Origin of the sequence: Nocardia salmonicida NBRC 13393 (assembly GCF_001613085.1) — a bacterium.
GTDB lineage: Bacteria > Actinomycetota > Actinomycetes > Mycobacteriales > Mycobacteriaceae > Nocardia > Nocardia salmonicida.
This window is the reverse complement of record NZ_BDBR01000011.1, coordinates 118,537-137,104: the sequence shown is the minus strand read 5'-3', so window position 1 is coordinate 137,104 and position 18,568 is coordinate 118,537. Positions and strand designations below refer to the sequence as shown.

Here is an 18,568-nt window from a genome sequence, read left to right as displayed (position 1 = left end):
ACCACCATGCACCAAAGACCAGCCGGTGCGCCATTGTCCGAGGACAAGCACACCGACTGATCTCGAGAGAACATGGGTAACTCACCGGGCACGAGCTAACTCACCACCCCGAAAAAGCTTGCCGCGTCCCTAACTCACCCCGCGCCTCAGTCCGGCCAAAAGACGCGGGGAGGCGGAACAGCTCAAGCGTTGCCGTTGAACAGGCCGGTGACCGAGCCGTTCTCGAAGACCTCGCGAATGGTGCGGGCCAGCAGCGGTGCGATCGACAGCACGGTCAGCGTCGGGAACTTCTTGTCCTCGCTGATCGGCAGCGTGTTGGTGATGACGACTTCCCTGGCGCCACAGTTGGCGAGGCGCTCGGCGGCCGGATCGCTGAGCACACCGTGGGTGGCCGCGATGATCACGTCGCCCGCGCCCGCTTCCTTGAGCACCTTCACCGCACCGGCGATGGTGCCACCGGTGTCGATCATGTCGTCGATCAGCACGCAGGTGCGGCCTTCGACGTCACCGACGACGCGGTTGGACTTCACCTGGTTGGGCACCAGCGGGTCGCGGGTCTTGTGGATGAACGCCAGCGGCGTGCCGCCGAGCGCGTCGGCCCACTTCTCGGCGACCTTCACGCGGCCCGCGTCGGGGGAGACCACCGCGAGATTGTCCGAGGGGTAGTTGGTGCGGATGTAGTCCGACAGCTGCACCAGCGCGTGCATGTGATCGACGGGGCCGTCGAAGAAGCCCTGGATCTGGTCGGTGTGTAGGTCGACGCTGATGATGCGATCGGCGCCCGCGGTCTTGAGCAGGTCGGCGACCAGGCGGGCCGAGATCGGCTCGCGGCCGCGGTGCTTCTTGTCCTGGCGCGCGTACGGGTAGAACGGCAGCACCGCGGTGATCCGCTTGGCCGAACCGCGCTTGAGCGCGTCGATCATGATGAGCTGTTCCATCAGCCACTGGTTGAGTGGCGCGGGGAAGCTCTGCAGCACGAAGGCGTCGGAACCGCGGACCGACTCCTCGAACCGGACGAAGATCTCACCGTTGGCGAAGTCACGCGCGGTCTGCGGAGTGATGTCGACGTCGAGTTCCTTGGCGACCTGTTCGGCAAGCTCAGGATGTGACCGGCCTGCGAAGAGCATCAAGTTCTTCTGATTGTCGATCGAGAACGCGGTCACTGCTGGTTGCCATCCTTTTGCTCGATTGTCTTCGAAGACGTCTCGTCTGCCGCGATGGCTTCCGCCGCCGCGCGCGCCGCAGCGGTTCCTGGACGGTAGCGCTGCACCCAGTTGTCGATAGTGCGCTGTGGCCCACCCGACACAGCAAGTGCACCCGGTGGAACGCTTCTGCGCAGTACAGTACCCGCACCCGTATAGGCGCCGTCACCCACGGTGACCGGCGCGATGAACATGGTGTCGCTACCGGTCCGCACATGGGAACCGACCACAGTGTGGTGCTTGTTCACCCCGTCGTAGTTCACAAAAACGCTGGAAGCGCCGATGTTGCTGTGCTCGCCGATGGTCGCGTCGCCGACGTAGGTCAGGTGCGGCACTTTCGAGTGCGCGCCGATCGAGGCGTTCTTGGTCTCGACGAAAGCGCCGAGCTTGCCTTCCTCGCCGACGACCGTGCCCGGCCGCAGATAACTGAACGGTCCGATGGTGGCGCCCTCGCCGATCTCGGCGCGCTCACCGTGGGTGCGGATCACGCTCGCGCCCTCGCCGACGGATACATCGGTGAGCGTGGTGTCCGGCCCGATCTCGGCGTCCTCGCCGATCTGGGTCTCGCCGAAGAGCTGGGTACCCGGCCGCAGCACGGCGTCGCGTCCGATCCGCACGCTCGCGTCGACCCAGGTCGTCGCGGGGTCGATGATGGTGACGCCCGCACGCATGTGGCGCTCGAGAATGTAGCGATTGAGGGTGGCGCCGGCCTGGGACAGTTGCACCCGGTCGTTGACGCCGGTGACCTTGTTCGAGTCGACCAGCCGCGCGCCGTGCACCGGGCGACCGGCCTCGCGGGCCAGTCGAAGCACGTCGGTGAGGTAGAGCTCGTGCTGGGCGTTGGCGGTCGACAGCCGGCCGATCATGGTGCGCAGCACCGACGCGTCGAACGCGTAGACGCCGGAGTTGACCTCTTTGATCTTGGCCTGTTCGGGGGTCGCGTCGGCGTGCTCGACGATCTCGGCGAGCTGGCCTTCGTCGTCGCGCACGATCCGGCCGTAGCCGTTGGCGTCCTCGGGCACGAAGGTCAGGACCGTCACGGCGGGCCGCTCGGCATAGCTGCGATGCTCGTCGAGCAGCGCGGAGAGGGTGTGTCCGTCGAGCAGTGGCACATCGGCCGAAGTGACGAGAAGGTCGCCGTCGAAGTCCGCCGGGATCGAACCCAGTGCGCACTGCACCGCGTGGCCGGTTCCGAGCTGCTGCTCCTGCACCGCGCACACGATCTCGCGGCCGAGTTCTTTACCCACGTCCGCCACGGCGGCTCCGACCTTCTCACGGTCGTGCCCGACGACGGTGATCAGGTGGGTCGGATCGATCTCGGCGGCGGCGTGCAGCGCGTGCGAGAGCATCGACCGGCCTGCTAACGGGTGCAGCACTTTCGGAGTCTTCGACCGCATTCGCGTCCCAGCACCTGCTGCGAGAACGACGACGGCGGTCTGCGGTGGCATGGATCTCCCTCGGCTGCCTGTCAGCGAGTGTGCTGTGGCGGGTTCGGTCGGTAGATGGTGCGGGCCGACGATACGTCACTGTGTCCGTGTGTGCTCCGCCGCCAGGACTCGAACCTGAACTATCTGAACCAAAATCAGAGGTGCTGCCATTACACTACGGCGGATCGCCACACCAGTGGGCCGTCGAGGCCCACCACTGTGCTACGGCACGCCAGTGATCCTCGCACACGATCCCGCCCCCGGGCGAATCTTGTGTACGCCTGTCGCGCACCGCCTCGCGGCGCGTTGTTAGCCTTCTGGAACGTTCGTACAGATTTCGCGAGTACATGGGTTACTCCTCGGGGGCGCCCAAAACTTCGACCGCGCACGTCCGTCGGTCCGGTGCGGTACTGGAGGAGCACGTGAGGACCGGCAACAGGCACGGAGAGGCGGGGGAGTATGTCTTCCAGTGAGCCGGGTCGCGCTACCAGGCCGAGGATGACCGGAACACAGCGCAGGCAGCAGTTGATCGAGATCGGTCGCGCGTTGTTCGCGGAGCGGGGGTATGACGCGACATCGATCGAGGAGATCGCGCAGCGCGCGCAGGTGTCCAAGCCGGTCGTCTACGAGCATTTCGGCGGCAAGGAAGGTCTCTACGCGGTGGTCGTCGATCGCGAGATGTCGATGCTGCTGGAGATGATCACCTCCTCGCTCACCCAGAACCGCTCGCGGGTGCGATTGGAGCAGGTCGCGCTGGCTCTGCTCACTTACATCGAGGAACGGACCGACGGGTTTCGGATCCTGGTCCGCGATCAGCCCGCGGCCAGCTCCGACGGTCGCTACTCGAGCCTGCTCAACGAGGCGGTCAACCAGGTCGCGCATCTGCTCGCCAGCGATTTCGGCCGCCGTGATCTCGATACCAGCCTCGCCCCGCTCTACGCCCAAGCCCTGGTCGGCATGGTGTCGACCACCGCCACCTGGTGGCTCGACGAGCGAACCCCGCCCAAAGAGGTGGTCGCGGCGCACCTGGTGAACCTGTGTTGGAACGGTTTGAGTCATTTGGAAGCCGAACCGGGGCTCAGCTCCGAATGGAATACGGGGACTACACCAACCATCGGTGGGGTAACCGGACGTTAGCGCACGCTGTGTGGACCGAATCCATGATTCGGCTGCCACTTTGGCGCCTGGTGGTACGGTTCACCCATCCTTTTGGGTGCTGCCGGGCGGTATGTCGATCAAATTTCGGGATGTCGGTCTACTTCAGGATGGCTGGATTATTGGATGACAGGCGGATCTGATGGCTAGGCAAGCACGCGCGGAGATCACCCGCGACTCCGTCCTTGCTGGCGCTGCCGATGTCTTTCTCCGTTTGGGCTACGCCAACGCGAGCCTCAGCGAAATCATCGCGCAGTCCAATGTGACCAAGGGCGCCTTGTGCTTTCACTTCGGCTCCAAGGAGGAGCTGGCCAGGGCGGTGGTCGATCAGGGCAACGAACGCCTGATCGGATCGTGTCAGGGCTTCTTCGATTCCCGGGTGCCCGCGCTGGAAGCCGGTATCGGGATCACCTATGTGGTGGCCGATCTATCGATGAACGATCCGATGGTGGGGGCGATGCTCAAGCTCACCCATCAGATCGGTGACTATCGCGGCGCGCAGGGCGACAACATCGCCAAGACCTGGGGTGAGACCTACCGGCTGCTGTCGGAACGGGCCATCGCCCAGGGCGATCTGATCGCCGACCTCGATCCCGATGTGGTCGGCGTGCTGCTGCAGGAACTGACCGCGGGCGTGCACATCGTCGCGGTCGGCACCGAGACGATGGATCAGATGGCGGCGCGGATGGAGCGGGCCTGGTATTTCCTGCTGCCCTCGCTGGTACCGCCGGAGAAGCTGTCGTACTTCCGGGAATTCGCCGCGCGCAGGCTCCGTCGCTACGTCGTCTAGTTCACACGCTGCGGTCGGTGGCGAGCACCGCCCGCACATCGGCGTCGGCCCCGGTCGGCGTGATCCGGACTTCGTCGCGGCCGAACGCGTGCAGGAGCAGCTCCGACGGCGGGCCGGTGAGCACCACTTCGGCGCCGTCGCCACGATGCGCCGTGATCCTGGCACCCTGCGGCGTCGCGAGGACGACCGGGACCGGCGACTTGCGGTAGGCCGCACGGGCGACGGTGCGCAGGGTCTTCCAGAGGCGCTCTTCGTCGCTCTCCGCCAATTGCCTTGGCTCCCAGCCCGGTTCGGACCGGCGCACGTCTTCGTGGTGGACGAACATCTCGCTGAGGTTGGCCACCGCGTCGACCGGGCGTAGCGGCGACCACCACGGCGGGCCGGTGCGGACCAGCTCGAGCAGTTCGGCGAACGGGCGCTGTGCGATCTGCGCCTGCTTCGCCGCCAGGTACCCGGCCATCGGCCGGAACATGATGCCGATCGAAGCGTCGGGCCTGCGTTCCCGGACCACCAGGTGGGCGGCGAGGTCGTGCACCGTCCAGGTGCCGCACAGGGTCGGCGCGGCAGGGCCGGCCTCGGTCATCGTTTCCACGAGGGCGTGGCGTTCACGTCGAGCCAGACTCACGCCTCGACCATACGCGCGTAGCGGCGTAGCGGCGTTCACCCCCGCGCGATCCCACCCAGCGGTGTGTTTCAGCCGCCGTTCATCCACTGTCGCTTCAGGTTCCAATGGTTGGCCCACCACGCCTGTTCCGCCGCGGGGTCCGAGCCCGCCGCCGGGGGCGGCGATTCTCCCGGGAACAGCCCCTGCGGACCCGGAGGGCCGACCTTTGTCGGTGTCGGAGGGGCGCTCGGCGCGGCCGCTTCCGGTGAGCTCGGTGGCGCGGAGGAGTCTGTGGGGCCGTCCTCGGGTGCTGGAACCCGAGTGGGCGGTTTCGGACCACGAGGCGCGGTCGGGGCCGTCGCAGCCGACGGCGGCGCGGGCGCGGCGGCCGAGGGTACGCCGGGGTCAGGCGCAGGCGCCAATGGTGGAGCGGGCTGAGCCGGTGGTTGTGACGAGGTCGGAAGCGGGGCCTCGACGGTTGTCGGCGTCGAGGATGGCGAAGGGCTGGTCGTGTCCAGGGAACCCGCGTTCGTGGTCGGGGTGTTGTCGTCCAGTACCTGTGCGACCGCGAATCCGGACACGCCGAGGAAAGCCGCGAGCGCCGCCGCGGCCAGCAGTAGCCGCTTGGGGCGCCGAGGCGCGCGCGGAGGTTCGGCGGATTGCTGTCGCACCTGGTCGGCGGCGATCAGCGCGGCTCCGCGCGCTGTTGCCTCGGCGAAGTCGGGCACGAGGACTACGCGCGCGGTGAGTGCGTAGCGCAAGGCGCCCGCGATCTCGGGATCGGCCGCCGATGAACCACAGAGGGCCACCGCGCCGGGATGCGTCGGAATCGACTCCAGCATCGATCGCACGTGAGCGATCGCCTCGGTCATCGCGTCGGCATCGAACGCGTCCACCGGACCGTCGAGCGAGGTGCCGTCGGCGAATCCGGTGGTCCAGGTGTCCGACGCCAGGATCTGCCGACGATCCGGCCCGACCACCACGGCGGTCGCGGTGCGATCGGCGAGGTTCAGCAGCACCACGGTCTCGAACTCGGCGAGTTCGGGCATGTCACCGACCAGCGCGAACAGTGCCGATCGGGTCGAAACCAGCGACGATGCCCGCCACTGTCCGTCTGCCAGCTGCGACACGATCCGGTGCCGGTCCTCCGCCGAGTGATAGGCCACGGCGACGTCGGCGACGACCGGCGACGCCTCGGTGAGCGCGTCGAGCACGCCGACGATCGAGCCTCCGTCTGCCACCCACTGCTCGACTGCCTGCAGGACCTCGGGCCGTTTCCCCGGTGCGTTGGACAGGAGCACCCCCCGGACGACAGTGCGTTCCGCTGATATTCCGACCGTGGTCGTCATGAATCACCTACTCGATAGACGTATAGCTTTCGGAGGTTCGTGGCGAGTGCGTTCTGCGACTGGTCGAAATCCCTTCTGTGATGTCTCTCACAGGTCGCCTACCACCCCCGAGGCAGCGCGCACTCCGGGGTCAGCCGCAGGCCGACCCCCTGGAATCACTCATCTAGACTTCGAGACGGCTGCCTCGCCGATCCCGTCTGCGCATTCAGGAGCGAACAATGTCCTCCCTTCGTCCTCCGCTCGCCGGTCTGGCCGAAGTGGTCGCGGGTGACGCCGCGCTGCGGACGGTCACCGACCTGGTCGGCAAGTCCGGGGTGGAATTGGTCGCACCGTCGGCCGTACGGCCGTTCGTCGCTGCGACGATCGCCGACCAGCGCCCGCTGGTGGTGGTGACCGCGACCGGTCGTGAGGCCGACGATCTGACCGTGGAACTCACCGAGATGATCGGCCCGTCGGTAGCCATGTTCCCGTCCTGGGAGACCCTGCCGCACGAACGTCTCTCGCCCGGTCCCGACACGGTGGGCCGCAGGCTGGAGGTACTGCGCAGGCTGGCCCATCCCGAAGACCCCGTCTACCCCGATCCGCTCCGGGTCGTGGTCACCACGGTGCGTTCGCTGATGCAGCCGATGACCGCCGGGCTCGGCGATATCGAACCGGTCGTACTGCGCGTCGGCGGCGAATACGATTTCGACGAATTGCTCGCTCGCCTGGTCGAATTCGCGTACACCCGCGTCGACATGGTCGGCAAGCGCGGTGAGTTCGCGGTACGCGGCGGCATCCTCGATCTGTTCGCGCCGACCGCGGATCATCCGGTGCGCGTGGAGTTCTGGGGCGACGAGGTCAGCGAGATCCGGCCGTTCTCGGTCGCCGATCAGCGCTCGCTCACCGAGAACACGGTCGAGTTGGTCGTCGCGTCGCCGTGTCGCGAGCTGCTGCTCACCACGCCGGTGCGCGAACGCGCCGCCGCGGTCGCCGCCGACAACGAGGCCGACGCCTCCCTGGTCGAGATGCTGGACAAGATCGCCGACGGCATCCCCGTCGACGGCATGGAGGCTCTGCTGCCGGTCCTGGCGCCGGGCAAGCTCAGCCTGCTCACCGAGGCATTGCCCGCGGGCACCCAGTTGCTGCTGTGCGACCCGGAGAAGATCCGCACCCGCGCAGCCGATCTCGTGCGCACCGGCGAGGAATTCCTCGAAGCATCGTGGACCGCTGCCTCGTTCGGCAGCGACGCGCCGCTGGGCGCCAACGGCCTCGACCTGGCCGCTTCCGGCTACCGCAGCCTGCCCGAATTGCACACCAGCGCAGACGAACTCGGCCTGCCCTGGTGGACGCTGAGTCCGCTCAGCTCCGGCGATCCGATCGAGGTGAACCTGCCGGTATCCGCCGGGCCGACCGCCCGCGGCTCCGAGGAACTGGTCGCCACCATCTTCGCGTCGCTGCGCGCGCACGTCGCCACCGGCGGCCGCGCGGTCGTGGTGGTCACCGGCCACGGCACCGCGCAACGCGTGCTGGAGCGGCTCGGCGAGGCCGAGGTACCCGCCGCCCTGCTGGCCGCTGGTGTGGCACCGGAGTCGGGCGTGGTCGGCGTGCTGTGTGGTTCGCTGCACGACGGCCTGATCTTCGACGACGCCGGTCTGGTGGTCGTCGCCGAGTCCGACCTCACCGGCAACCGGGTCACCGCGCCCACCGAGGGCAAGCGATTGCCCGCCAAGCGCCGCAACCAGGTCGACCCGCTCGCCCTCACCTCGGGCGACATGGTGGTGCACGACCAGCACGGCATCGGCCGGTTCGTCGAGATGATCGAGCGCACCATCGGCGGCGCGCGGCGCGAGTACCTGGTCATCGAATACGCGCCGAGCAAGCGCGGCCAGCCCGGCGACCGGTTGTTCGTGCCGATGGAATCGCTGGACCAGCTCTCCCGCTACGTCGGTGGCGAACTGCCGAGCCTGTCCAAGCTCGGCGGCTCCGACTGGGCGAACACGAAACGCAAGGCGCGCAAGGCTGTTCGCGAGATCGCCGGCGAGCTGGTGCAGCTCTACGCCGCGCGCCAGGCCGCGCCCGGTCACGCCTTCGGCCCCGATACGCCGTGGCAGCAGGAGATGGAGGACGCGTTCGCGTTCACCGAGACCGTCGACCAGATGACCGCCATCACCGACGTGAAGTCGGACATGGAGAAGGCGGTGCCGATGGACCGCGTGGTCTGCGGCGATGTCGGCTACGGCAAGACCGAGATCGCCGTGCGCGCCGCGTTCAAGGCGGTGCAGGACGGCAAACAGGTCACCGTGCTCGTGCCGACCACCCTGCTCGCTCAGCAGCATCTGCAGACCTTCACCGAACGGGTCGCGGGCTTCCCGGTGACGGTGCGTGGTCTGTCGCGGTTCACCGATGCCGCCGATTCCAAGGAGATCCTGGCCGGGATGGCCGACGGCTCGGTCGACATCGTGGTCGGCACGCACCGGTTGCTGCAGACCGGTGTGCGCTGGAAGGACCTCGGCCTGGTGGTGGTCGACGAGGAGCAGCGCTTCGGTGTGGAGCACAAGGAACACATCAAGGCGCTGCGGACCCACGTCGACGTGCTCACCATGTCGGCCACCCCGATCCCGCGCACCCTGGAGATGAGCCTGGCGGGCATCCGCGAGATGTCGACCATCCTCACCCCGCCCGAGGAACGGCACCCGGTGCTCACCTATGTGGGCGCCTACAACGACAAGCAGGTCACCGCCGCCATCCGCCGTGAGCTGATGCGTGACGGCCAGGTCTTCTACGTGCACAACCGGGTGTCCTCGATCGACAAGGCCGCCAAGAAGATTCGTGATCTGGTGCCGGAGGCGCGCGTCGTCGTGGCGCACGGTCAGATGAACGAGGACCAGCTAGAGAAGACCGTGCAGGGATTCTGGGAGCGCGAGTACGACGTGCTGGTCTGCACCACCATCATCGAGACCGGCCTCGACATCTCCAACGCGAACACCTTGATCGTGGAACGTGCCGACTCCCTCGGGCTTTCGCAGCTGCACCAGTTGCGTGGTCGCGTCGGTCGTTCCCGGGAGCGCGGCTACGCGTACTTCCTGTATCCGCCGGAGAAGCCGCTCACCGAGACCGCCTACGACCGCTTGGCCACCATCGCGCAGAACTCCGATCTCGGTGCGGGTATGGCCGTGGCGATGAAGGACCTCGAGATTCGTGGCGCGGGCAATGTGCTGGGCGCCGAACAGTCCGGTCACGTCGCCGGCGTGGGCTTCGATCTGTATGTGCGACTGGTCGGTGAGGCGGTGGAGGCCTACCGCGCGGCCGCCGACGGCAAGCCGATCGTCACCGAGGAGAACAAGGAGGTGCGTATCGATCTGCCCGTCGACGCGCACATCCCGCCCGACTACATCGCCAGCGACCGCCTGCGGCTGGAGGGCTACCGCAAACTCGCCTCCGCCCAGGACGATACGGCCCTGGCGGCGGTGATCGAAGAGCTCGTCGACCGCTACGGCCCGCTGCCGGTGGAGGTCGGGCGACTGGTGGCGGTGGCCAGACTGCGCCTACTCGCGCGCGAGTACGACGTGTCCGAGATCGTGGTCACCGGTTCTTCGCTCAAGATCGCTCCGCTGAATCTGCCCGACTCCAAACAACTTCGGCTCAAGCGGATCTACCCCGCCGCCAACTATCGTCCGGCCAGCGGTCTGATCACCCTGCCGCTGCCGCGGATCACCGACAGCGTCGGCGCCGACCGGGTGCGTGACGTGGCAGTGCTGCAGTTCGTCGCCGATCTACTGCTGGTCCTCGACGGCAAACCCCAGGGAATGGTGGATCTCTCGGTTCCGACGGAAGCCGCAGCGGCCCGATGAGCCCCGAGATCTCCCAGGAGCAGGCCGATACCGCGGTGGTTGCCGCGGGACTGTCCGACGCCGTCGAGGTGATGGACCGCCTCTGGCACTTCGGCGGCTGGGAACGCACCCAGACCCACGATTCCCTGCGGCCCTACCTCCTCGAGGAGACCTACGAACTCCTCGACGCCATCCAGGCGGGCGATGCCGAAACCATCAAGGAGGAACTCGGCGACCTCCTGCTGCAGGTGCTGTTCCACTCCCGAATCGCCGAACACGCGGGCGAATTCACCGTCGACGACGTCGCGGCGACCCTGGTCGGCAAGCTCGTCCACCGCAGCCCCTACCTCACCGACGCCGATTTCTCCTCGGGGGCCTCGGTGGACGACAAGATCGCGGCGCAGGAAAAGGCTTGGGAGGAGCGCAAATCCGCGGAGAAGGCCCGTCGCTCCTGCCTCGACGGCATAGCCATGGCCCAACCCGCCCTAGCCCTCGCCGAGAAGATCCGCACCCGCAGTGCCGCCGCGGGGCTGCCCGCCGACCTCGTCCCTGACTCCCTGCGCGTGGTCGAGCTCGGCGGCCCCGGCTCGGCCGAGGAACGCCTGCGCACAGCGTCCATCGACTTCGCCACCGCGATCCGGTCCGCCGAGGACGCCGCCGAAGCCGAACGAGGCACCCGGTCGCCGCTCACCAGCCAGGATTGGCACACCTTCTGGCCACGCTGAGCACCATCCGCTACCGATCAGCTACCGGTCGATCGTGGGTTCGGGGAACGGCATCAGCGTCTGAGACGTTGCTGAGATCTTGTGGCCGATCATGCGCGCGCCAGCGAGCAAGGGCCGCACCGCTTTAGAATCGAGGCAGCTCGTCGTTCGCGGCGGGGCAGGGGTCCGGCGATCGTCGAGGTGAGGCTGATGGGTACAGAGGTAGATTCGGCAAGGCAGGACGTGGCGTCCGACCATCCTGAGCTGGACGTGTTGCCGGTATGGCCGCAGGAAACCATCGCGGTGCTGGTGACCACCGATCCGGGGCCGCACGCGATCCCGGTCTCCTGGCCGGTGCGCGCGGGCGACCGGCGGATTCTCCTCAGCTTGAAGTCCGATCGTGGGTCGCTGGCGCGGTTGCGGGCGCGGCCGGAGGTGGCGTTGCTGATCCTCGGCGGCGGCAATGTGGCGTTGTGCGCGCGCGGACGGGCGACAGTCCTCGCCGAGCAGATGCCGTCGGCGCAGGACTACACCGCGGTGCAGCTGGACGTGGAAGTGATCGACGACCATCGGCAGTCCGCGTTCGCCGTCGACCGCGGCATCCAGCGCACCGTTCTCGACGACACCGAATTGCGAGCGCTCGAGGGTCGGGTCGAGACCCTGCGAACCTGGGCCGACATCGGACCCTCAGCGTAATTTCCTCTACGGCACACCATCTGGACAGAAGGGTTTTCATGAGCGTCACACTCGCCAAAGGCGGCAATGTCTCGCTGTCGAAGCAGACCGACAACCTCACCAAGGTGGCGGTCGGGCTAGGTTGGGACGTGCGCACCACCACCGGTGCCGACCACGACCTCGACGCCAGCGCGCTGGCCACCGGGACGAATTTGAAGGTGCTCTCGGATCAGCACTTCATCTTCTACAACAACCTGCGCTCGCCGGAAGGCACCATCGAGCACACCGGTGACAACCTGACCGGCGAGGGCGAGGGCGACGACGAGATCATCAACGTCGACCTGGCCGCCACCCCGCCGACGATCACCAACATCTTCTTCCCCGTCTCGATCCATGACGCCCAGGCCCGCGGCCAGTCGTTCGGCCAGATCCGCAACGCCTACATCCGCGTCACCGACGCGAACACCGGCGTGGAGCTGGCGCGCTACGACCTGTCCGAGGACGCGTCCACCGAGACCGCGATGGTCTTCGGCGAGCTCTACCGCCACAACAACGAGTGGAAGTTCCGCGCGGTCGGCCAGGGTTACGCCTCGGGCCTGGCGGGCATCGCTCGCGACTACGGCGTGAATCTCTGACGAACCACGACATCAGGCGGGCGACGCGAGGTCGCCCGCCTTTGTCGTGCTCATCGTGACTGGGTGACGGGCACGCGCCGTGGCGGCGTCATGCTGACCTGATCGAGCAGCGCAAAGTACTTGCGCAGCATCAGCACGGCGGTGGTGGCCAAGCCTGCCGTCAGACCCCACCACACGCCCGCCGCGCCCAGATGCAGCGGGAACGCGAGCAGCAGCGCCGAGGGCAGACCGACGCCCCAGTAGCCGACCAGCGACAGCCGGAAGCCCGCGGACGTCTCCTTCAGACCGCGTAGCAGCCCGGTGCCGATGTTCTGGGCGGCGTCGAAGAACTGCAGCACGATGCCGATGAGCAGCAGGGTGTGCGCGATGGCGATCGTGTCGGTGTCGGTGGAATCGAGGAACGGTGCCAGAATGATGTCCGGGGCCAGCACGTAGACGACACCGGTGACGATCGCGATCACCGCGGCCATCCGCAACGCCAACCAGGCCAGCGCCCTCGCACGGGCGAACTCCTCGCGCGAGACAGCGTCGCTGACCAGGATCGACGCACCGTGCGACAGCCCGATCGCCATCTGGAACACGATGTAGATGATCTGGTAGACGACATTGTGCGCGGCCAGCGCGGCGGGCCCGAAACTGCCCATCACCAACGCGAGCACCGAGAACATGCCCGCTTCCGAACCGTAGGTGAGCGCGATCGGGGTGCCCAGGCGCAGTTCCTCGCGCACCGTCGCCCAGCACACCGGCCACGGCGTCGACGGCAGTGTGCGACCGAGTTGCTCGTCGTGGCGCACCATCGCCCAGAACACCCCGAAGGTGATCAGGAAGACCAGCGAGGTCGCGATGCCCACACCTGTCAGACCCATCACCGGAATACCCGCCCAGCCGTGGATGAAGGCCAGCGCGAGCACCAGGTTCAACGCCACCGAGCCGAGCGTGACCAGCAGCAACGCCTGTGGGCGCTGCATGCCGACGGTGTACTGCCGTAACACCTGGAACCACAGACACGGCAGTAATCCGGGCGCGAGCGCGATCATCATCGGCCGGGCCAGTTCGAGCACCGCCGCATCCTGACCGAGCCAGGGCAACACCCAGCCGAGCCCGATCAACAGGGCCCCACCGAGTAGGCCGGCGAGAGTCGCGATGACGAACGCGGCCCGCACCACCGCACGCACTTCGGCGTCGGCCGAACCGCCACGCTTGCTTGCCGCGCCGAGCGCGCCCGCGATCTGATTCCCGGTGCCGGTGATCAGCCCGACGCACATGGTGCGGATCTGGTTGAACAGCACCAGCGCCAGCCCGCCCGCGGCGACCTCGCGCACACCGAGCGTGCCCATCAGCGCGAGGTTGGTCGTCGAGACCGCGATCTGCGCCAGTTGGGTGAGCGCGATCGGCGTCGCCAGCCTGGCCAGCGCGCTGCTATCGCTCGCCGTGCCGTTCACCCACCCGCTCCGTGGTTCGTCTCGCGCGCGTTCGCGCTCACCTGACCTCCATCAATTCGTCCTGATGCCGCAGCGGCGAATAGCGGCGCAGCAGCGTGGTCACTTCGGCTTCGGCGGCGGAGTCGAGCAGGTCGCGCGCGCGCATCCAGTCGTCGTCGAACACGGTGTCGAGATATTTCTCGCCACCATCACACACGATGGTCACCACGGTGGACCCGGCCGGGAACTCCTCCAGCCGCGCCAAGGCATTGTGCACCGAACCGCCCGCCGAACCGCCGATCAACAGACCGTGTGTCCTCGCGACGGCACGGGTGGTGGCGAAGGCGTCGATATCGCTGACCTTCACGCCTTCGTCGAGCAGCGCGTAGTCGACGGCGGTGCCGATGGTCGCCCCGGGCGGGGTGCCGGTGCCCGACTGCCAGTACGGCCCGCCCTCGCCGCCGAAGGCGATGGATCCGACCGGCTCGATCCCGATCACCCTGGCGGGCTTACCGAGGTCGCGCAGGCGGGTGGCGGTGCCGAACAGCGAGCCGCCGGTGCCGACCGCAGAGAGCAGGATGTCGACCCGCTCGACGTCTTCCAGCAGTTCCTCGGCGACGGCGTAGTAGCCGACGGCGTTGGCGTCGTTGTTGTGCTGTTCGGTGAAGTACGCGTCGTCGCGGGCGGCCGCCATGGCCTCGGCGAGGTCTTCCCGCGCCGAGGTGGCGAGTTCGTCGTCACCGTCGTCGGCGACGAACACCAGGTCGGTGCCCATTGCTTGCATCGCGCGCAACTTGTCCTTACAGGCATGGTTGTCGACCACGGCGGTGAACCGATAGCCGCGTTCGGCCGCGACCACCGCTAAGCCGAGTCCGGTGTTGCCGGACGTCGACTCGATGATATGCCCGCCATCGCGCAGCAAACCTCGCCGCTCCGCGTCGAGCACCATCGATCGGGCCATTCTGATCTTGGCGGCGCCGGTCGGATTGAACTGTTCGAGCTTGAGCAGCAGCCGGGTACCGGCGTCGGTGACGGCGAGTTCGAACAGGGGGGTGCGGCCGATCAGGTCCGTCACGCGCGTGACGAGAGCCATGGGGTGTTCCTCCATCGGATTGAGAGCTCGGGTGGATCAGCGGGCTGTGCTGTCCAGACTCCAGCGCGGTCGGTCGGCGCCCACGCGCAGCACCACCTTGGGCGGGAGCGGGAGTTCGTGGAAGGGGGATTCGTTGGAATCCATCTGATACCCGGCGGTGTTCGGGTAGACGAGCAGGTCGCCGGTGCGTGCGCGGCGGGGGAGCGGGATGCGCCGTCTGCTCAACAGGTCGGACTCCAGGCAGGTGGTGGCGCCGACGCAGGTGGGGGTGAGCCGGCCGGGGCCTTGCGGCCACAGCACGGGATCGGGGAGGTATTCGCTGTCGAACCACTGCTCGGACAGGCTGAGGCTGGTGCCGTCGACGGTGAGGATGTCGTACGGGTTTCCTTGCGTGGTTCGGGTTTTCACGCCTTGGACCCGGAAGACGGAACTGCCCGCGCGGTCGAGGAGCGCCCGGCCGGGCTCGATCGCCAGTCGTATTCCGTTGTCGCGCAGCAGGCAGGCGAGATCGTTGTGGGCGAGGACGGCTTCGAGCATGGCCGCGCCGGGAACCGGGAAGTGATAGGGGTAGAAGTCGCCGGGTGGGCTCGCGTGGAACCAGTTGTCGCTGACGTTGTTCCGGAACTCGGCCCACGGCGACGCATCGAGATAGTCGACGCCGAAGCCGCCGCCGATCGAGATCGTATCCGCGAGATGACCGTTCGCCCGTGCACGCCTGCAGTGCCCGACCAGCGCGGCCGCCTGTTCGGAGCGGGCGACCGCGTCGTAGCCCGACAGATGGAAACTGAAGCCCGACAGCGTGATCGGTCCTGCGACGGCGATGGCTTGGATCGCCTGTTCGAGTTCCATGGCATCGAGCCCGAACCGGCTGGTCGAACCCTCGGGCAAGACCCGAAGCAGCACCCGCACCGGCAGATCCAGCGCGGTGAGGCGGTCGAGTTCATCGAGTGCGTCGAGAGCGATGAGTGCTCGATGCCGCGCCGCCAACCACAGCAACTCATCGGATTTCGCGGGCCCGGTGACCATCAGATCCTCGCCACGCACCCCTTGTCCCAACGCCGCGATCAGCTCGCCGGTGCTGGCGACATCGATCCCCGCGCCGTTCTCCGCGCACGCACGAGCCACGCACGCCGCCTTGTTCGCCTTCTTCCCGTAGTAGACGAATCCGTCGACCTCACCGAACGCTGACTGAAAAGCTTTGATATTCACCGAGACCCGCTCGGGGAACAGCACATGGAACGGCCCACCGACCGCATCGGCGATCTCCCCGAGCAGGCGGGGATCGGCGAGCAGCCGCTGTTCCGCCACGTCGGTGTAGGCGGGCATGGGTGGCGCGCAGTGCCCCGGCCGCTCGTCGGTTGCCGTCGGTGCCGAGTCGACGGCCAGGTCCGCGATTGGCGGCGGGCTCGGCGGCACTCGCGCGTCGGTGCGGGGCGCGGCGAGTGGGGTGCTGTCCCCGGTGACCCCGGGCTGCGCACCCGTCAGTCCCACAACGGCACCTCCGTGCCGCGTCCCTCGCTGATCGCCCTGGCGGCCAGCGCGTGCGCGACCGCGATATCGGTGAGTACCAGCCCGCTGTTGTAGACGAAGATCTTCTCGTCCTCGTTGCGACGCGCCACGGCGCTGCGGGTGAGTACCTGCGGCAGTTCGGCATCCACCGACCGCAGGGTCCCGTCGGGTCCGACCATGTCGGTGCCCGTCAGTGCCATCTGCGCCGCGCTGGTGGCCACCACCCGATCGGCCTCGACCAGCGTCGACGGCGCCAGTCCGTAGCCGACCAGTACCGCCACCGAACCCGGTGCCAGATGCGAGGATTCGAGCGCCACCTCGGTGCCGGGTCCGGCCGCGGCCAGCACCACATCGGCGGACGCCGCCGCGGCGTACGGATCGTCGACCACGTCGAGCAGCGCGTGCGGCGCCGCGTCGGCCAGGTGCGTGTGCACGGCGGCCAGCCCCTCGGGATGGGTGCCGTACACCATCAGCTTGCGCAACTGTGGGTTCGCGGCGAGCAAGTGCGGCAACGCATTACGTCCCTGGGTGCCGGTGCCGATGAGCAGCACGCTTTCGGCCCCACGTCGGACCGTCTCGCGCACCAGCAGCGCCGACACGGCCGGCGTGCGTAACGCGCCGACCCGCGCGCAGTCCATCATCGCGATGGGGGCGCCGGTGGTGTCGTCGTAGAGGGTGATGGTCGTGTAGTACCGCTTGGTGCTGCGGTCGTGGCCGGGGTCGAATTTGTAGGAGGTCTTCATGGCCACCACGCGCCGCCGCCCGTCGCGGCCGAGCATGGCATAGGACACCGACGAGCCGCCGGGGTCGGCGACGCTCAGCTTGCGCGGATTGTCGGATTCGCCCGCCGCGAAGGCGAGATAGGCCTCCTCCACGGCGCGCACCACCTCGGCGGGGCTGATCGGCACGTCGGCCAGGTCGCTGCGAGAGAGCACCCGCAGCCCGATGCCACGGTCACGGTTGTTCAACGGATCCTCGTTCATCTGCAATGCCCCGCTCTGCTGTCCGATCAGCGGCCGCCCGGAACGGGGCGACCACACGTTGGCCATACCCATTCTCGGACGACTCCTGCGCGCGCCGACGGCGTTCGGGCAGCCGGATATTGACACGCTTGAGCCAGCGGTCAGTGCCGTCGTAGCGCGCGCGGAACGGAACGCGCCCGTGTACGGCGACATCGTTGTCCACCAGCAGGATCTCGCCGGGGGCCAGCGCGGGGGCGTGACTGACCCTGGCGAGTTCGGTGGTGAGCCTGGCGTAGGCAGCGCGGAAGACCGCGTCCGCGTCGTCGATCGGGGTGTATGCGGGATCGTAACGTGCTGTGACAGAATTGTTTTCGTCGAGCCACAGCGTGGGCAACGGTGCGAGCTGATCGAACCCGGTGCCGTAGGAGACGTCGGGCAGGATCGGCAGCGTCGGGGTGGTGAGCGTGCGCAGATCGTCGTCGGACAGGCGTGCCTCGCGCACCGAGGAGACCGTGGTGGCCACGCGGTCGGGATTGCGCAGGCAGGCCAGCATGAGCATGTTCGCGCGCTGAGCGTGGAAAGCGTCCTCGGTGTGCGGGCTGAGCAGGGTGGAACTGCTCGCGCCCGACTGCTCGTCCTCGTGACCCTCGGCGGGCACGATGTTGTTGACCAGCCTGCCGTTCTGCTGCCCCTGCCAGCCGAAAGGCTCACCGGCACATCGACCGAGCAGCAACATCGCGATATCCAGCTCGAGTGAGCCACGGTGCGCGTGCTCGGCCGCGGCCTGCCAATGCGCCGGAGTCGCACCGAATTCGGCGTCGTCGACGGACAATCCGCGCACCACGGTCGCACCCGCGGCGGTGGCGGGTGGTCGAACGGCGTGGCGCACGCTATCGGGCAGTTCGCCGACGCGCTCGGTGATCTGGGCGATCAATGCGGGATCGTGCAGAGTCGCGGTGTGTAGTGCATCACCTAATCGGTGGCGGATGTCGGTCGCGAGCGATCGCAGCGCCGTGGCGGCACGGGGATCCAGCTCGCGATATTCGATGTCGTGCTGGTGAATCGTCATACGTTCGGAGAGAACGCTTTTCACCGGCTTCCCTTCTTCGCATCGGTCGAACGCGGGTGATCTTCAGACTCGATGTGCGAAGGTAGTGCCTGTACTCTGATTAGGCAAGACTTACCTAACGTGTCGGCCAGGGAAATAGCCGATCCATATAACATAGCGTT

Annotated in this window: 15 protein-coding genes and 1 tRNA gene; 6 read left to right on the top strand and 10 right to left on the bottom strand. The window is 67.6% G+C overall.

Features of this window, described 5'->3' with window-relative positions:
• Positions 1 to 182 precede the first annotated feature (182 nt).
• From NS1_RS13770 to NS1_RS13760, 3 genes are all read right to left on the bottom strand, one after another.
• A complete protein-coding gene (locus tag NS1_RS13770) occupies positions 183 to 1,163 on the bottom strand; it encodes a ribose-phosphate diphosphokinase (protein ID WP_056813833.1) in 981 nt (326 codons plus the stop codon).
• Positions 1,160 to 2,650 (bottom strand): bifunctional UDP-N-acetylglucosamine diphosphorylase/glucosamine-1-phosphate N-acetyltransferase GlmU, encoded by a 1,491-nt coding sequence (gene glmU / locus NS1_RS13765; protein WP_062984768.1) that lies wholly within the window; start codon positions 2,648 to 2,650, stop codon positions 1,160 to 1,162. Before glmU ends, NS1_RS13770 begins: the two co-directional genes overlap by 4 nt.
• A 93-nt stretch (positions 2,651 to 2,743) precedes the next feature.
• A tRNA-Gln gene (locus NS1_RS13760) sits at positions 2,744 to 2,814 on the bottom strand.
• A gap of 313 nt (positions 2,815 to 3,127) precedes the next feature.
• Here NS1_RS13760 and NS1_RS13755 point away from each other — a divergent pair.
• Together NS1_RS13755 and NS1_RS13750 are read left to right on the top strand one after the other, a co-directional pair.
• Positions 3,128 to 3,766, top strand: coding sequence for a TetR/AcrR family transcriptional regulator (locus tag NS1_RS13755; RefSeq protein ID WP_194827177.1), 639 nt, complete (start codon positions 3,128 to 3,130; stop codon positions 3,764 to 3,766).
• A 160-nt stretch (positions 3,767 to 3,926) separates the two neighbouring features.
• Positions 3,927 to 4,574, top strand: coding sequence for a TetR family transcriptional regulator (locus NS1_RS13750; RefSeq protein WP_062984766.1), 648 nt, complete (start codon positions 3,927 to 3,929; stop codon positions 4,572 to 4,574).
• Between the two features lies 1 nt (position 4,575).
• Here the strand turns inward: NS1_RS13750 and NS1_RS13745 are convergent, their stop codons facing one another.
• Together NS1_RS13745 and NS1_RS13740 are read right to left on the bottom strand one after the other, a co-directional pair.
• Positions 4,576 to 5,199 (bottom strand): TIGR03085 family metal-binding protein, encoded by a 624-nt coding sequence (locus NS1_RS13745; RefSeq protein ID WP_062984764.1) that lies wholly within the window; start codon positions 5,197 to 5,199, stop codon positions 4,576 to 4,578.
• A 68-nt stretch (positions 5,200 to 5,267) separates the two neighbouring features.
• A complete protein-coding gene (locus NS1_RS13740; protein WP_062984762.1) occupies positions 5,268 to 6,527 on the bottom strand; it encodes a hypothetical protein in 1,260 nt (419 codons plus the stop codon).
• Between the two features lie 218 nt (positions 6,528 to 6,745).
• Between NS1_RS13740 and mfd the strand changes: the two genes are divergently transcribed.
• From mfd to NS1_RS13720, 4 genes are all read left to right on the top strand, one after another.
• Positions 6,746 to 10,360 carry a transcription-repair coupling factor gene (gene mfd, locus NS1_RS13735; RefSeq protein ID WP_062984760.1) on the top strand — a complete coding sequence of 1,205 codons (3,615 nt, stop codon included), beginning with the start codon at positions 6,746 to 6,748 and terminating at the stop codon, positions 10,358 to 10,360.
• Complete coding sequence (locus NS1_RS13730; RefSeq protein ID WP_062984758.1) at positions 10,357 to 11,064, top strand: nucleoside triphosphate pyrophosphohydrolase; 708 nt, start codon at positions 10,357 to 10,359, stop codon at positions 11,062 to 11,064. Before mfd ends, NS1_RS13730 begins: the two co-directional genes overlap by 4 nt.
• Positions 11,065 to 11,253: 189 nt before the next feature.
• Entirely contained in the window at positions 11,254 to 11,739 is a 486-nt protein-coding gene (locus tag NS1_RS13725) for a pyridoxamine 5'-phosphate oxidase family protein (protein ID WP_062984756.1), read from the top strand.
• A gap of 38 nt (positions 11,740 to 11,777) precedes the next feature.
• Positions 11,778 to 12,353: a TerD family protein gene (locus tag NS1_RS13720; protein ID WP_056813802.1), complete on the top strand. Its 576-nt coding sequence runs from the start codon at positions 11,778 to 11,780 to the stop codon at positions 12,351 to 12,353.
• A 50-nt stretch (positions 12,354 to 12,403) separates the two neighbouring features.
• Here the strand turns inward: NS1_RS13720 and NS1_RS13715 are convergent, their stop codons facing one another.
• Genes NS1_RS13715 through NS1_RS13695 form a run of 5 tightly spaced genes read right to left on the bottom strand, consistent with a single transcriptional unit; the run spans position 12,404 to position 18,407 of the window.
• Positions 12,404 to 13,795, bottom strand: a complete 1,392-nt coding sequence (locus tag NS1_RS13715) for an MATE family efflux transporter (RefSeq protein WP_062984754.1) — start codon at positions 13,793 to 13,795, stop codon at positions 12,404 to 12,406.
• A 37-nt stretch (positions 13,796 to 13,832) separates the two neighbouring features.
• Positions 13,833 to 14,867, bottom strand: a complete 1,035-nt coding sequence (locus tag NS1_RS13710; RefSeq protein WP_062984752.1) for a PLP-dependent cysteine synthase family protein — start codon at positions 14,865 to 14,867, stop codon at positions 13,833 to 13,835.
• A 36-nt stretch (positions 14,868 to 14,903) separates the two neighbouring features.
• Complete coding sequence (locus NS1_RS13705; protein ID WP_255284522.1) at positions 14,904 to 16,358, bottom strand: alanine racemase; 1,455 nt, start codon at positions 16,356 to 16,358, stop codon at positions 14,904 to 14,906.
• Entirely contained in the window at positions 16,349 to 17,359 is a 1,011-nt protein-coding gene (locus NS1_RS13700; protein WP_174562647.1) for an ornithine cyclodeaminase family protein, read from the bottom strand. Before NS1_RS13700 ends, NS1_RS13705 begins: the two co-directional genes overlap by 10 nt.
• A complete protein-coding gene (locus tag NS1_RS13695; protein WP_084503708.1) occupies positions 17,331 to 18,407 on the bottom strand; it encodes a TauD/TfdA family dioxygenase in 1,077 nt (358 codons plus the stop codon). The genes NS1_RS13700 and NS1_RS13695 overlap by 29 nt, the downstream gene beginning before the upstream one ends.
• Positions 18,408 to 18,568 lie beyond the last annotated feature (161 nt).

Excerpts from the sequence above, each read along its gene's own strand:
- glmU (WP_062984768.1), bottom strand. The coding sequence starts at position 2,650 with ATGCCACCGCAGACCGCCGTCGTCGTTCTCGCAGCAGGTGCTGGGACG.
- NS1_RS13755 (WP_194827177.1), top strand. The coding sequence starts at position 3,128 with ATGACCGGAACACAGCGCAGGCAGCAGTTGATCGAGATCGGTCGCGCG.
- NS1_RS13750 (WP_062984766.1), top strand. The coding sequence starts at position 3,927 with ATGGCTAGGCAAGCACGCGCGGAGATCACCCGCGACTCCGTCCTTGCT.
- NS1_RS13740 (WP_062984762.1), bottom strand. The coding sequence starts at position 6,527 with ATGACGACCACGGTCGGAATATCAGCGGAACGCACTGTCGTCCGGGGG.
- mfd (WP_062984760.1), top strand. The coding sequence starts at position 6,746 with ATGTCCTCCCTTCGTCCTCCGCTCGCCGGTCTGGCCGAAGTGGTCGCG.
- NS1_RS13730 (WP_062984758.1), top strand. The coding sequence starts at position 10,357 with ATGAGCCCCGAGATCTCCCAGGAGCAGGCCGATACCGCGGTGGTTGCC.
- NS1_RS13725 (WP_062984756.1), top strand. The coding sequence starts at position 11,254 with ATGGGTACAGAGGTAGATTCGGCAAGGCAGGACGTGGCGTCCGACCAT.
- NS1_RS13720 (WP_056813802.1), top strand. The coding sequence starts at position 11,778 with ATGAGCGTCACACTCGCCAAAGGCGGCAATGTCTCGCTGTCGAAGCAG.
- NS1_RS13710 (WP_062984752.1), bottom strand. The coding sequence starts at position 14,867 with ATGGCTCTCGTCACGCGCGTGACGGACCTGATCGGCCGCACCCCCCTG.
- NS1_RS13700 (WP_174562647.1), bottom strand. The coding sequence starts at position 17,359 with ATGAACGAGGATCCGTTGAACAACCGTGACCGTGGCATCGGGCTGCGG.
- NS1_RS13695 (WP_084503708.1), bottom strand. The coding sequence starts at position 18,407 with ATGACGATTCACCAGCACGACATCGAATATCGCGAGCTGGATCCCCGT.